10 protein-coding genes are annotated in these 13,534 nt (G+C 64.1%); 6 read left to right on the top strand and 4 right to left on the bottom strand.

Translation table 11 applies throughout. The annotated features are described in order from the left end of the window. The first annotated feature begins 134 nt into the window (after nt 1–134). From ileS to H4W01_RS14425, 3 genes are read left to right on the top strand one after another with little or no spacing between them, the layout of a single operon-like run. Nucleotides 135–3,068 (top strand): isoleucine--tRNA ligase, encoded by a 2,934-nt coding sequence (gene ileS / locus H4W01_RS14435; protein WP_209611931.1) that lies wholly within the window; start codon nt 135–137, stop codon nt 3,066–3,068. After that, nucleotides 3,065–3,604, top strand: a complete 540-nt coding sequence (gene lspA, locus H4W01_RS14430) for a signal peptidase II (protein WP_209611928.1) — start codon at nt 3,065–3,067, stop codon at nt 3,602–3,604. Before ileS ends, lspA begins: the two co-directional genes overlap by 4 nt. Then, complete coding sequence (locus H4W01_RS14425) at nt 3,597–4,013, top strand: DUF3035 domain-containing protein (protein WP_010404450.1); 417 nt, start codon at nt 3,597–3,599, stop codon at nt 4,011–4,013. The genes lspA and H4W01_RS14425 overlap by 8 nt, the downstream gene beginning before the upstream one ends. A 75-nt stretch (nt 4,014–4,088) precedes the next feature. On the opposite strand, the gene H4W01_RS14420 is transcribed toward H4W01_RS14425, so the two are convergent. From H4W01_RS14420 to sseA, 3 genes are all read right to left on the bottom strand, one after another. After that, nucleotides 4,089–4,877, bottom strand: coding sequence for a TorF family putative porin (locus tag H4W01_RS14420; RefSeq protein WP_010404449.1), 789 nt, complete (start codon nt 4,875–4,877; stop codon nt 4,089–4,091). 216 nt (nt 4,878–5,093) lie between these two features. Further along, nucleotides 5,094–6,332 carry a cystathionine beta-lyase gene (metC, locus tag H4W01_RS14415; RefSeq protein ID WP_334685289.1) on the bottom strand — a complete coding sequence of 413 codons (1,239 nt, stop codon included), beginning with the start codon at nt 6,330–6,332 and terminating at the stop codon, nt 5,094–5,096. Next, nucleotides 6,287–7,126, bottom strand: a complete 840-nt coding sequence (sseA, locus tag H4W01_RS14410; protein WP_010404446.1) for a 3-mercaptopyruvate sulfurtransferase — start codon at nt 7,124–7,126, stop codon at nt 6,287–6,289. Before sseA ends, metC begins: the two co-directional genes overlap by 46 nt. Nucleotides 7,127–7,222: 96 nt before the next feature. On the opposite strand from sseA, the gene queF reads away from it, so the two are divergent. From queF to H4W01_RS14395, 3 genes are all read left to right on the top strand, one after another. Beyond that, complete coding sequence (gene queF / locus H4W01_RS14405; RefSeq protein WP_040601597.1) at nt 7,223–7,669, top strand: preQ(1) synthase; 447 nt, start codon at nt 7,223–7,225, stop codon at nt 7,667–7,669. Between the two features lie 151 nt (nt 7,670–7,820). After that, nucleotides 7,821–10,094, top strand: a complete 2,274-nt coding sequence (locus tag H4W01_RS14400) for a glycosyltransferase family 4 protein (protein WP_209611924.1) — start codon at nt 7,821–7,823, stop codon at nt 10,092–10,094. Between the two features lie 43 nt (nt 10,095–10,137). Then, nucleotides 10,138–11,415: a glycoside hydrolase family 130 protein gene (locus tag H4W01_RS14395; protein WP_126848343.1), complete on the top strand. Its 1,278-nt coding sequence runs from the start codon at nt 10,138–10,140 to the stop codon at nt 11,413–11,415. Nucleotides 11,416–11,559: 144 nt separating this feature from the next. Here the strand turns inward: H4W01_RS14395 and H4W01_RS14390 are convergent, their stop codons facing one another. Then, entirely contained in the window at nt 11,560–13,509 is a 1,950-nt protein-coding gene (locus H4W01_RS14390) for an OPT family oligopeptide transporter (protein ID WP_209611922.1), read from the bottom strand. Nucleotides 13,510–13,534 lie beyond the last annotated feature (25 nt).

The raw sequence follows: 13,534 nt of genomic DNA, 5'->3' as shown, positions 1-13,534 counted from the left end.
GCATCCACCGTGCCGCGCTTTCTACAGATGGTTGGAAGAGTCCACGGTGGACCCCGGCACAGGGCCGGGGTGACGGGAGGCGACCTTTGCAGGGGGCTTTCGACGGGGGCTGCTTCACGCTAAGGCCGCATCCAATGACCGACACTTCAGACACCGCCGCCCGCGACGCCCAACGAGATTGGCGCGACACCGTCTTCCTGCCGAAGACCGACTTTCCGATGAAAGCCGGCCTGCCCGCCAAGGAGCCGGGCATTCTCGCGCGGTGGCAGGCGATGGGTTTGTATGAGAAAACGCGCGAGGCTCGCCGTGGCCGGGAGAAGTTCATCCTCCATGACGGCCCGCCTTATGCGAATGGCGACATGCATATCGGCCATGCGCTTAACCATATCCTGAAGGACACGGTGTGCCGCACGCAGACCTTGCTCGGCAAGGATGCGCCCTATGTGCCCGGTTGGGACTGCCACGGCCTGCCGATCGAGTGGAAGGTCGAGGAGCAATATCGCGCCAAGAAGCGCAATAAGGACGAAGTTCCGGCGAACGAATTTCGCGCCGAGTGCCGCGCTTATGCGCAGCATTGGGTCGATGTGCAGCGCGAGCAGTTGAAGCGGCTCGGCATCAATGGCGACTGGGACCATCCCTATCTGACGATGGATTTCCAGGCCGAGGCGACGATCGTCACCGAGCTGTTGAAGTTCGCGGAAAGCGGCCAGCTCTATCGCGGTGCCAAGCCGGTGATGTGGTCGCCGGTCGAAAAGACCGCGCTCGCCGAGGCCGAGGTCGAATATGAGGACGTCGTGTCGACGCAGATCGACGTGGCGTTCGAGATTGTCGAAAGCCCGATCCCCGACCTTGTCGGTGCGCGAGCGGTAATTTGGACGACGACGCCTTGGACGATTCCGGTCAATCAGGCGCTCGCCTATGGACCGGACATGGAATACGTGCTGATCGAAACCGGTCGGTCCGGCTATCTGCTTATCGCAGAGGCTCTACTTGGCGCGTTTGATCGCCGTCACGGTGAGCGCTTTCCCGATTTGAGCGAGGACGAGCTGGAAGTGCTCGGTCTTGATGCCATCTTATGGCGCGGGAAGGGCAGCGAGTTGGCTGGCACAATAGCCCGCCATCCAATGCACGAACTCGGCGGGTTCTTCGCCAAGCCCCGCCCGTTCCTGCCGGGCGATTTCGTTACGACCGATGCCGGCACCGGGCTCGTCCATATGGCGCCCGATCATGGCGAGGACGATTTCCTGCTGTGCAAGCAATATGGCATCGATCCGGTGTTCGCGGTCGATGGTGCGGGGATGTATCGCGCCGATTGGGCGTGGCTCGGCGGGCAGGGATCGGTGATCAACAAGAAGTTCGTCTCCGCCGAGGGGCCGATCTGTTCGGACCTGCGCGCGGTGGGCGCGTTGTTAGCTGCGAGCGATGATTTCGCGCACTCCTATCCGCATTCGTGGCGGTCGAAGGCGAAGGTCATTTTCCGCGCGACGCCGCAATGGTTCATTCCGATGGACCAAAAACTCCCCTCCCGCTTGCGGGAGGGGCTGGGGGAGGGCGGTGCCGCGAATGCTGCGCTCGCTGCTGAGTTCCCTCCCCCAACCCCTCCCGCAGGCGGGAGGGGAGCAGAAGGGGCGACACTGCGCTCCACCGCCCTCCGCGCCATCGAAGCGACCACTTGGTACCCCCCCAAGGGGCAGAACCGCATCACCGCGATGGTCGCCGGGCGGCCCGATTGGGTGATCAGCCGTCAGCGCGCCTGGGGCGTGCCGATCACGCTGTTCGTCAACCGTGCGACCGGCCACTATCTGGTCGACCCGGAGGTCAATCGCCGGATCGTCGCCGCGGTGCGTGAGCAGGGCGTCGATGCGTGGTCCGAAGAGGCGGCGCAGGATCTGCTTGGGGCCGATTACGACGCCGCCGATTATGAGCGCGTCACCGACATTCTCGACGTGTGGTTCGACAGCGGCTGCACCCATGCCTTTGTGCTCGAAAGCGGGCGCTGGCCCGATCTGCAATGGCCGGCCAATCTCTATCTCGAAGGCTCCGACCAGCATCGCGGCTGGTTCCAGTCCTCGCTGATGGAGGCGTGCGGCACGCGCGGGCGCGCGCCTTATGATGCGGTGCTGACGCATGGCTTCACCATGGACGCCAAGGGCATGAAAATGTCCAAGTCGCTCGGCAACACGATCAACCCGCTCGACCTGATGAAGGAATCGGGCGCGGATATCTTGCGGCTGTGGGCGCTGTCGGTCGATTTCACCGAGGACCACCGCATCGGCAAGGAAATCCTCGCCGGGGTGTCGGACCAGTATCGCAAGCTGCGCAACACCTTCCGCTATCTGCTCGGCGCGCTGGAAGGGTTTGACGAGGCCGAGCGGCTGCCGGTGACGGAAATGCCTGAGCTGGAGCGCTACATGCTCCATCTGCTCGCCGAGCTGGATGCGAAGCTGCGCGCGGCGGTCGCAGTGTACGATTTCAACAGCTATGTCCGGCTGCTGACCGAATTCGCGCAGGAAGATCTGTCGGCCTTCTACTTCGATATCCGCAAGGATTCGCTGTATTGCGACGGGGTTGATGATCCCAAACGGCGCGGCTGCCGCACCGTGTTCGACACGCTGTTCCACGCGCTGGTGCGCTATGCCGCGCCGGTGCTGTGCTTCACCGCCGAGGAAGTGTGGCAGGATCGCTTTCCGAGCGAGGACGGCTCGGTGCATTTGCTTGAATGGCCACAGATGCCTGATTTGCCGTTCGGCGAAGTGCTGCTTGCTGCATGGTCATCTGTTCGCAGGCTCCGTACGGACGTTACGGAAGCCATTGAGCCGCTCCGTCGCGAAAAGATCATTCGCTCGAGCCTCGAGGCTGAGGTCGTGGTTCCACGACATATGCTCGATACTGAGATGTTCACCGAAGCCGATCTCACCGAACTGTTCATCGTCGCCAAGGTGACGACGGGTGAGGCGATCTCCGTCGCCCGCACCGATTTCCACAAATGCGGTCGTTGCTGGCGGCATTTGCCCGAGGTCGTGGAAGACGGCGACCTCTGTGACCGTTGCGCGGGAGTCGTCGCATGAAGCTGCCTGTCGCTGGTTTTGCCACCGCCGCCGCCCTGTTCGTGGTCGATCAGGCCGCGAAATATGGCATCACCGATGTGTTGAAGCTCAATTTTCTGAGCGATGCCTATCACGTCACCTCCTTCTTCAACCTGCGCTTCGTCGCCAATCAGGGCGTGTCGCTGGGGCTGCTACACGCCGACACCGCGACGATGCGCTGGCTGCTGGTGGCGATGACGGGGGCGATTGCGCTCGGTGTGCTGGTGTGGTTGCTGCGGGAGAAGAACCGCGCCGACCAGATGGCGCTGGGCCTGGTGCTGGGGGGCGCTGCGGGCAATATCGTTGACCGCATCCGCCTGGGCTATGTCGTCGATTGGGCGGATTTCCATATTGGGGCGTGGCAGCCGTTTTTGGTCTTCAATGTCGCCGATGCCGCGATTACGATCGGCGTCGTGATCTTGTTCGCGCGCGCGCTTCTGGTACGGGATAAGCCGACCGGGGATTCGGGCAAAAATTCTGGGGCGGAACATGGCCCAACGGAGAATATCCATGCGTAAGTCGTTTCTTCTCTCCGCGGCCAGCCTGGCGATCGTGGCGCTCGCCTCGGGCTGTGCCCATGGCCGTGGCGGGCGCGGCGGCCCTGATGAGTTCGCCGTGGCGCGTCAGGCACCGCTCGTGATTCCGCCCGATTTCTCGCTGACCCCGCCCAAGCCGGGTGCGGCGCGCGCCAACGATGTCAGCGCCAATGCGCAAGCGCTCGACGCGCTGTTCGGCGGCACCGCACAGCGCAGCGCTGGCGAAGCGGCGACGGTGGTCGCCGCCGGTGCCGATAGCGACGATCCCGGCATCCGTTCGTCGGTCGGCGATCCGGCGACGACGGTGGTCGACAAGGGCGCGACGACGCGCGACGTGGTCGCTGCTCCGGAAGGCGATGGCCAATCGGCCAAGGCCGCGACCCCGAAATAAACCGGCGGACAACCCAACAAAAAGGCCGCGTACCGGATGCCCGGTACGCGGCCTTTTTGGTTAGGGTCGTGGAGTTTAGAAGCTGGCCGTCAACGACGCGACCACGCCGCTCTTGCTGACGTTCTTGGTCGCCGACAGGAACTTGGCGTCGGTATCGACATAGGAAACGCCGAGCGTCAGCATCTTGTAGGTGGCCGTGGCCCCCAGTGCCCAGTCGGTATAGCCCTTCTTGCCGTTGGAGTCGGTGGCAAGCCAGCTCGGACCGAAGCTATGCCCGAGATGCGCGGTCAGACCGAGCGGCGTCTTGGGGATGGCGACGGTGAAATCGTCGGCGAGATAGACGTTGTCGCGCGACTGGAGTTTGCCGCTTGCACCCTGATCGAGCGCCAGCGCCTTTTGCTTCGGGGCATAGTTGACGGTGGTCTTGGCGGTCACCGGCCCAATCGTCGTCGAAATGTCGAAATACGGCTCGACAAAGTCGGAGCTGCTCTTGTCGCCCGCGAGCTTGGTCTTGGGATAGAAATAGTACAGGATCCCGCCATCCAGCTTGATGCCGCCGATCGTGTGGCTGTAGCCTGCGATCAGGTCGATTTCCTGGTGGCCGGTGCCGGCGACGGTGACATAGTCATCGATCGAAGACCCCCAGACCGAAGCATAGAAGCCCGATTTGTGGGTGACGGTGATCGAACCCTGAATCGCCGCGTTGTTGTCGGTCTGCGAAATGCCGCGGAACCGGTAATCGGTAACAACGGCCGCCGTCGCATTGATCGTGATCGGCGGTGGTGGCGCGGTTTCCTGCGCAAAGGCAGGGGTGGCGGAAGCGGCGAGCAAGAGCGCGCCGAGCGTGGTTGTGGAGAAGCGCATCGTTTCCCTTTCGAAAATGCGACTGTCCCCGCCTGCTTCACCGGGGCATGCGTCTGTCGGGAGCCATACAGATCCCCGCGCCGCTAACCGGTAATGTAGGAGAATTGACCATTGATGCCGCGCTGCACAACTCAAATTTGAGGTGCTACGTCCGGTTCGGCACCAGTTGTTGTAACGCAGCAACAGTCGAACAACGCTTCAGCAACATAAAAACGCTTAGCGTGCCGCCGAAAACCGCTCCAGCCCGGCCGCCAAGTCCGCGATCAAATCAGCCGGATCTTCCAGCCCGATCTGAAGCCTGACGATCGGACCGGCATAGGGCCGGTTGGTGACGCTGCGATAGCGCGCAGGATCGACCGGCAAGGCCAGGCTTTCGAACCCGCCCCAGCTATAGCCGATGCCGAAATGCTCCAGCCCGTCGATCAACGCGGCGCGTGCCGCCTCGGTGCCGCCGTTCAGCACGAACGAAAACAGCCCGGACGAACCTTTAAAGTCGCGCAGGAAGGTTTCGTGACCGGGGCAATCGGGGAGGGCCGGGTGCAGCACCGCCGCGACCTCGGGCCGTCCCTTCAACCAATGCGCGATTTCCAGCGCGCTGGCCTGATGTTGTTTCAGCCGCACCGCCATGGTGCGCAGGCCGCGCGACGCAAGCCACGAATCGTCGGGGCTGGCGATCTGGCCGAGTTGGAAACTGGTGTCGCGCAGTCGCGCGAAATGCCCTGGCGCGGCGGTGACCGAGCCGAGCATTACGTCGCTGTGGCCCACGACATATTTGGTGCAGGCGAGGATCGAGAGATCGATGCCGTGGCTGATGGCGGGGAAGAACAGCGGCGTCGCCCAAGTGTTGTCGAGCAAGGTCGTCACGCCGCGCGCCTTGGCCGCTGCGACGATGGCGGGCACGTCCTGCACCTCGAAGGTCAGGCTGCCGGGGCTTTCCAGCAGGATGGCGCGCGTCTTGTCGCTGATCAGGTCGGCAATGCCTGCCCCGATCATCGGATCGTAGAAGCGCGTTGCGATGCCCATCCGCTTGAGCAGGCCGGTGCCCAGCGACCGCGTCGGATCATAAGCCGAATCGGGCAGCAGCAGTTCGTCGCCGGGCGAGAGCACCGACAGCAACGCCGCCGCGATCGCCGCGACGCCCGAGGGGTACAGGAAGGTGCCCTCCGCGCCGGGTTCCAGCTCGGTCAGCGCATCGGCGAGGCTCCACTGCGTCGGTGTGCCCTTGCGCCCGTAAAACAGCCGGTGGTGCGTATCGCGGCCACCCGCCGCCCGCAGATCGGCCACGCTGTCATAGAGGATCGTCGAGGCGCGCCACACCGGTGCGCTGACGATCCCCTGAGTCCATTCCTTGCGCCGCCCCGCCGCTACGACGCGGGTTGCATCGCCCTTGGGGCGGCCGGTCTTGTCGTTCACGCCGCGCCCGTCGCCTTCGGCGTGGTGCGGTCGGCACCCCATTCGGACCAGCTGCCGTCATAGACCGCGGCTTCGTTGCCGAGCAGGTGCGCGCCGAACGCCAGCGCCGACGCGGTAATGCCCGATCCGCAGGTGGTGACGAGCGGCTTGTCGAGATCGATCCCGGCCCCTTCGAACGCGGCCTTCAGCGCGTCGCCGGTTTTCCACGTGCCGTCTTCGTTGAAGATCTGGCCAACCGGCAGGTTCTTCGAGCCCGGAATATGGCCCGGATGCGTCGCCGGGCGCGGATCGGCTTCCTCGCCGGTGAAGCGCGCGACCGAGCGGGCGTCGAGCACTTGCTCGGCACCGCTTTCGACATTGGCCTTCATCTGCTCGAGCGTGCGCACGCCCTTGTCATCGGCCCAGACGGTGAAGTGGCGGTGGCGGAGTTGCTCCTTGCCCGATGCGGTTTCGCGACCCTCGGCCTGCCATTTGGCGAGGCCGCCATCGAGAATCGCGACATCGTGTGCGCCAAAGGTGCGCAGCATGAACCACGCGCGCGCGGCCGTGTGATAGGGCGAATTGTCGTAGAGCACGATGCGGCTGCCATCGCCCAGGCCCAGCGACTGCATCCGGCTGGCAAACTTTTCGGCACTCGGCAGCATCGAGGGCAGATCGCTGGAGGTATCAGCGATTTCGGCCAGATCCATGAACACCGCGCCGGGAATATGCGTCGCTTCATATTCGGCAGCGGCATCACGATCGCCGAAACCGGCGAAATAGGTCGCGTCGACAATGCGCAGATCGTTCGCGCCGAGCTCGTTTGCGAGCCATTCCGTCGTCACCAGCGAGTCCATGAATCGTCTCCTTGTTTTTACTGTCCCTAGCCCGCTGCGGGCACGCCGTCGAGCCATCGGGATGACGCAAGCGCCGTGACGCACTATATCGACTCCATGACTCCGAAACATCTTGGCCAAACCAGCGCGCTCCCCGCCTCTCCCGAAGACGCCGTGCTCGATTACGTCCCCAATCCGCGCCCCGGGCGCACCTATCTGGTGCGGTTTGCGGTTCCCGAATTCACCTCGCTTTGCCCCGTCACGGCGCAGCCGGATTTCGCGCATCTGGTGATTGATTACGCACCTGCAGCAACGATCGTGGAATCGAAATCGCTGAAGCTCTTCCTGGGCTCCTTCCGGAACCATCAGGCCTTTCACGAGGATTGCACGGTCGGCATTGGCGAGCGCCTGTTTGGCGAAATGCAGCCACTATGGCTGCGCATTGGCGGCTATTGGTATCCGCGTGGCGGCATTCCGATCGACGTGTTCTGGCAATCGGGGCCGCCACCGGCGGATTTGTGGCTGCCGTCGCAGGATGTGCCGGGATATCGTGGACGCGGCTGAGCGGGCGATTCGTTCATCTCACCGCAAGGTTGATTTCGATCAGCGCGATTCCTCGCGTTGCAATGCAACATCAGTGCAACCATATTGAAACTTGGCCGTTCGTTGGAGGTATTCAAAGGGCTTTGGCCCTGGTGTTTTGAGGATTGCGAGCATGATGCAACAGGCGGATGGCGTGACCCCAATTGATCACCTCGCGCTGGTGGGCAATTTCTTGCCGCGGAAATGCGGCCTTGCGACCTATACTACCGACACGTTTACCGCGTTGAAGGGCCGCTTTCCGGATTTGCGGATCGATGTCTATGCTATGGATGATCATCCCGGACGCTATGACTATCCCCCCGAGGTAACACGCAGCATTCCGGATCAGGATCGCATGGCGTATCTCGATGCGGCGCGGGAGATTGAGGAGAGCGGCGCGCAGGCGCTGTGGCTGCAGCACGAATATGGCATTTTCGGTGGCGCGGCGGGCGAACATATCCTCGCGCTGCTCGATCGCGTGTCGATCCCGGTGATCGTCACGCTGCACACGATTCTGGAAAAGCCCGATGCCGATCAGCGGCGGGTGATGGAAGGGCTGCTCCGCCGCGCGGCGCGCGTCATCGTGATGGCCGAGCGCGGTCGTGAAATTCTCGAGCGCGTCTACGGTGCCAGCGGTCGCAACATCGTAATGATCCCGCACGGTGTGCCCGATCGCGATTTCGTCGATCCCGATTCGCTGAAGGATCGGTTCGGCTGGTCCGGGCGGAATGTGGTGCTGACCTTCGGCTTGCTCGCCCCGGGCAAGGGCATCGAAGTGATGATCGAGGCGTTGCCGACGATCGTCGCCGAACATCCGAATGTGCTCTACACCGTGCTTGGCGCGACACACCCCAATCTTGTCGCGCATGAGGGCGAAAAATATCGCGATGGGCTGAAGGCGCTGGCTGCGAAATTGGGCGTTAGCGAAAACATCGCGTTTATCGATGCGTTTCTCGAGCATGACGAACTGATCGATTATCTCCAGGCCGCCGACATTTACGCGACGCCCTATCTTAACCCGGCCCAGATCACGTCGGGTACGCTGAGTTACGCGGTCGGTGTTGGCAAGGCGGTGGTCTCCACGCCCTATGTGCATGCAACCGAAATCCTCGCGGACGGGCACGGCGTGCTGGTCGATTTCGGTGATTCCGCTGCCTTCGCGCGCGAGATCAATGCGTTGCTGGGCAGCGACCGCAACCGCCTCAAGCTGTCGGAGCGGGCCTATGCGCGCGGCCGCACGATGATCTGGCCGCGTTTGGCGGAACTGGCGATGCGGGAGATCACCCAGATGGTCGCGGCCAAGCCGCAGCGTCTGCTCAGCAGTGCCATGTCGCTCGCCCCGCTTGCTCCGGATTTCTCGGCAGTCGAACGGATGAGCGATTCGACCGGCATGTTACAGCATTCGATCTATTCGGTGCCCGACCGCCGCCATGGCTATTGTATCGACGACAACGCCCGCGCGCTGATGTTGGTCAGCCAGATGCCGACGATGGACGAAGGCGAGCGCGACAAGTGGATGACGATCTATGCGTCTTTCCTGCAATATGCGTGGAATCCCGAGGCGCGGCGTTTCCGCAACTTCATGAATTTCGATCGCACCTGGTGCGAGGATTTCGGGTCTGAGGACTCGAACGGCCGCACGCTGTGGGCGCTCGGCGTCACCGCGCGCGACGCGCAACTCGCCAAGCACCGGGATTGGGCGGTGTCGATGTTCGACATGACGGCGTCGTTGTCGCTCGAACTGGGGTCGCCGCGCGCCCACGCCTTTGCGATGCTGGGGGCTGCTGCGATCTTGGACGCATTCCCCGGGCACGCGCTGGCGCGCACGATCCTCGCCCGATTCGGCGAGGAACTGTGCGGCCTCCTGGAGGAAGCGCGTCGCCCGCAATGGGAATGGTTCGAAATCGTGCTGGCCTATGACAATGCCCGCTTGCCCGAAGCGCTGATCCGCGCCGGCCATGCGCTTGGGCGCGAGGACATGGTCGCCTGTGGCTTGAGCACGCTCGATTGGATCGTTGGTAAGCAGACGTCCCCCGACGGTCGCTTTCGGGCAGTCGGCAGCGAGAGTTTCGGGCGCGTTTATGCCGAGCCATTACAGTTCGACCAGCAGCCGCTCGAGGCCCAGGCTACGATCGACGCGTGCGGCGCTGCGTTCGATGCCTCGCATAATATGCGCTGGGTCGAGGAGGCCTATCGTGCCTATCGCTGGTATTTGGGCCAGAACGATCTCGATTTACCCCTCGCCACCGCGCAGGATGGCGGCTGTTTCGACGGCCTGATGCCCACCGGTTTGAACCGAAATCAGGGCGCAGAGTCGATTTTGGCGCTGCAATTGTCCGGTTGCACGATTTCAGGGCTGGCAAAGCGGGCGGAAAGCATGGCAGGACCGCAGAGCGCCGTCGCGTAGCCTCGCTCGCGACGCCGCCAAGGCGTTACGCGAGGCTTAAACCGTGATCGATTTGTTTCAGCATGCTCTGCGGCTCCATGCCGACCCATCGCGGGTCGTGGTGCGGCCGTTCCACCTCGCCTGGGGCGGCAATGGCGGCAATCGCACGGAGCGCATCGTCAGCGCGGTGATGGCGCTCGACAGTGCCGAGACCCGCGCCCAGCTCGAACTGGTGCTCAAGGATTTCGAGGCGCGCCACTGGCAGACGCGCCGCGTGTTCATGACGCGCTATGACGAGATCGAGGACATGCTCGGCATCGATGGCAGCGAAATTGGCGATGAAAAGCGCCAGTTGATCGGTGCCTATTTCTGCCACGAATATAGCTATGCCGCCGCCGCGCTGATGAACCCGAGCGCGGTGCCGCATTTCGACCAGTCGGGGATGCCCGCCGGATCGCAGCGCATTCTGATGAGCTTGCGCGCGGTGGGGGAGGGGCACATCTCCTCGGTCGCCTTCCGCGAAGGCATCATCACCGACGACAATCAATTGAAGCTCGCGCCCGAGCCGCCCTTCGCCACCGCGACCGATGCGGTCGGGCTGGATGAGGAAACGCTGCCCGAGGGGCCGATCACCGTCTATCGCCACCGCGACTCGACGCTCTCGGGCACGGTGATCTTCCCGATCACGGCGGCGCAGTCCAAGGGGCTCGAGGATCTGCGGCTGGTCCAGTTCCATCATGACAATGGCGATGTCGAATGGCTCGGCACCTACACCGCCTATAACGGTTCGACGATCCAGTCCGAATTGCTGCGCACGCGCGATTTCCGTGCGTTCGATCTGGTCCCAATGACGGGCCCCGCCGCGCGCAACAAGGGCATGGCGCTGTTCCCGCGCAAGGTCGCCGGACAGTATATGATGATCGGGCGGCAGGACGGCGAGAATCTGTTCCTGCTCAAATCCGACACGCTGACGCATTGGGACGAGGGGCAGAAGCTGCTCGTGCCGGTGTTCCCGTGGGAACTCGTGCAAATCGGCAATTGCGGCCCGCCGATCGAACTCGACGAAGGCTGGTTGCTGCTGACGCACGGCGTCGGCGCGATGCGCAAATATGCGATCGGCGCGGTGCTGCTCGACAAACGCGATCCGTCCAAGGTGCTGGGGCGCACGCCCGAGCCGATCCTGGCGGCGGCGGACCAGGACCGCGAGGGCTATGTGCCCAACGTCGTCTATACCTGCGGCGCGATCCGGCATGGCGACACGCTGTTCGTGCCGTACGGCGTGGCGGATAGCTCGGTGGCGTTTGCGTTCATCAAGATCAGCACGCTGCTCGCCGCGATGTAAGCCGCTTTTCCCTCTCCCAATGGGAGAGGGAGGGAGGAGCGAAGCGACGGAAGGGTGAGGGTGACCTCGCCAGGCATGGCGTCGCCCGCACCCTTCCCACGCCTTTGGCGCGGGCCCCTTCCCTCTCCCGGTGGGAGAGGGAGTTTACCGCGAAACGGTGATGGTCCGGCGGTACAGCACCGCCGCAATCGCCAGGAACAACACCGTCCCGCCGATCAGCGCCGCGGTCTCATGGCCTTTGCCGATCAGCGCCAGCGGCGCATCGCTGCCGCTCGCCCATACGATCAGCGCGAACAGCACGCCCCACAGGCTTTCGCCGACGATCAGGCCGGTCGCGGTCAGCGTGCCCATGCGCTCGGCGACTTCGGGGTTGGCGGTGGTGCGTGCCCAGCGGTCGTAGAACCAGCCGATCACCGAGCCCAGCACCGTCGGCAGGATCACCGACATCGGCAGATAGATGCCGAGAGCCACGCCGAGCGGGGGCAGGCGCAGCAACTTCAACCGCCCGAGCGCTTCGTCCAGCGCGATCAGTACGACGCCCGCCAGCGCACCATAGCCCAGCATCCGCCAATTGGCGTCGCCCGACAGCACACCCTTGGCCAGTGCCGAGATCAGCCCGGCTTGCGGCGCGGCGAGCGCATTCGGCCCCGCGCCCGGCACGCCGACAAAGCCCATCCCGCTGTTGAGGACGTTGAGCACCGGCGGGATGATCAGCGAGCCGAACACCACGCCGATCACCAAGGCAACCTGCTGCTTCCACGGCGTCGCGCCGACCAATTGGCCGGTCTTGAGGTCCTGCAGATTGTCGTTGGAAATGGTGGCGACGCCGAACACGATGCCGGTGACGATCAGCGCATAAGCGATCAGCGCGCGCGTGGTGTCAGCGCCCGGATGCTGCCCAAACAGGCCGACCAGCATCAGCGACGACCCGATCACCGCGAGGATGCCGATGCCCGAAACGGGCGAATTGGACGCGCCGATCAGCCCGGCCATATAGCCGCACACCGCCGCGATCATCAGCCCGGCGACGAGCACGAACACCAAAGCGCCTGCGATCAGCAGCGCCGCCGACCCGACCAGCGCGCCGCCCGCGATCACATCCCACAACAGCCACGCGATCGGTAGCAGCGTGAGCAGCGCGACACCTGCGACCCAGGCGATCGGCAAATCCTGTTCTTCCAGCGCCAGCGTCTCGCCCTTGCCGCGCGCCGCGCTCGCCGCCAGTGCCGAGCGCACCCCGCCAATGACCGGGCCAGCGATCTTCACCAGCGTCCAGATCGCCGAAATGCCGATCAACCCCGCGCCGAAGAAGCGCACGTCGCCCTTCCAGATCGTGTTGACCCAGGCGGCCATGTCACCCGGTATGGGGTGGGCGGCGGTGAGCAGCGGCACCAGCACGAACCAGCCGATCACCAGCCCCAGACCCATCGCTGCGCCGACCGAAATACCGACGAGGTGGCCGACGCCGAGCAAGGCGAAGGACAGGCTGCCGGAGATGCCGGTCGCGCCTGCGCCGACGCGGAAGGTGGTGGCGGCGGTATCGGTGATGATCTTGGTCTGGGTGAAGATCGCGAAGCCGGCGGACGCAATGCTGTTCCAGATCAGCACGAACAGCCCGGTGCGTGCCTCGGCCGCGCCCTCGCGCGAGCCCGCGCCGATTTGCAGCACTTCGGCGGCGGCGACGCCCTCGGGATAGGGCAGATCGGTATCGACGACGAGGGCCCGGCGCAGCGGGACCGAGAACATCACCCCCAATATGCCGCCGGTCGCGGTGATCATCGCGGTCTGGACATAGGGGAAGCCCTGCCACCAGCCGATCATCACCAGCCCGGGCAGCACGAAGATGATCGCCGCCAGCGTGCCCGCCGCGCTCGCCACCGTCTGCACGATGTTGTTTTCGAGGATCGTCGCGCCCTTGAACATTCGCAGCACCGCCATGGAGATGACGGCGGCCGGGATCGAGGTGGCGAAGGTCAGCCCGACCTTGAGCCCGAGATAGACATTGGCGGCGGTGAACAGCAGCGTGATCAGGCCGCCAAGCAACACGCCCCGCAGGGTCAGTTCGGCGATCGGGGCGGGGCGTGTGCTGGTCATGCGCCTATCTGGCACAGCGCCGGGC

It is taken from the genome of Sphingomonas sp. PL20 (genome assembly GCF_017875905.1).
GTDB classification, from domain to species: Bacteria; Pseudomonadota; Alphaproteobacteria; order Sphingomonadales; family Sphingomonadaceae; genus Sphingomonas; species Sphingomonas echinoides.
Note: the sequence above shows the minus strand (reverse complement) of the source record. Positions and strands in the feature narration are given on the sequence as shown.

What these genes read in the sequence shown, in the direction of transcription:
- queF (WP_040601597.1), top strand. Translation starts at nt 7,223, where the DNA reads ATGACTCCGAAACATCTTGGCCAAACCAGCGCGCTCCCCGCCTCTCCC.
- ileS (WP_209611931.1), top strand. Translation starts at nt 135, where the DNA reads ATGACCGACACTTCAGACACCGCCGCCCGCGACGCCCAACGAGATTGG.
- H4W01_RS14400 (WP_209611924.1), top strand. Translation starts at nt 7,821, where the DNA reads ATGATGCAACAGGCGGATGGCGTGACCCCAATTGATCACCTCGCGCTG.
- metC (WP_334685289.1), bottom strand. Translation starts at nt 6,332, where the DNA reads ATGGGGTGCCGACCGCACCACGCCGAAGGCGACGGGCGCGGCGTGAAC.
- lspA (WP_209611928.1), top strand. Translation starts at nt 3,065, where the DNA reads ATGAAGCTGCCTGTCGCTGGTTTTGCCACCGCCGCCGCCCTGTTCGTG.
- H4W01_RS14390 (WP_209611922.1), bottom strand. Translation starts at nt 13,509, where the DNA reads ATGACCAGCACACGCCCCGCCCCGATCGCCGAACTGACCCTGCGGGGC.
- H4W01_RS14425 (WP_010404450.1), top strand. Translation starts at nt 3,597, where the DNA reads ATGCGTAAGTCGTTTCTTCTCTCCGCGGCCAGCCTGGCGATCGTGGCG.
- H4W01_RS14420 (WP_010404449.1), bottom strand. Translation starts at nt 4,877, where the DNA reads ATGCGCTTCTCCACAACCACGCTCGGCGCGCTCTTGCTCGCCGCTTCC.
- sseA (WP_010404446.1), bottom strand. Translation starts at nt 7,126, where the DNA reads ATGGACTCGCTGGTGACGACGGAATGGCTCGCAAACGAGCTCGGCGCG.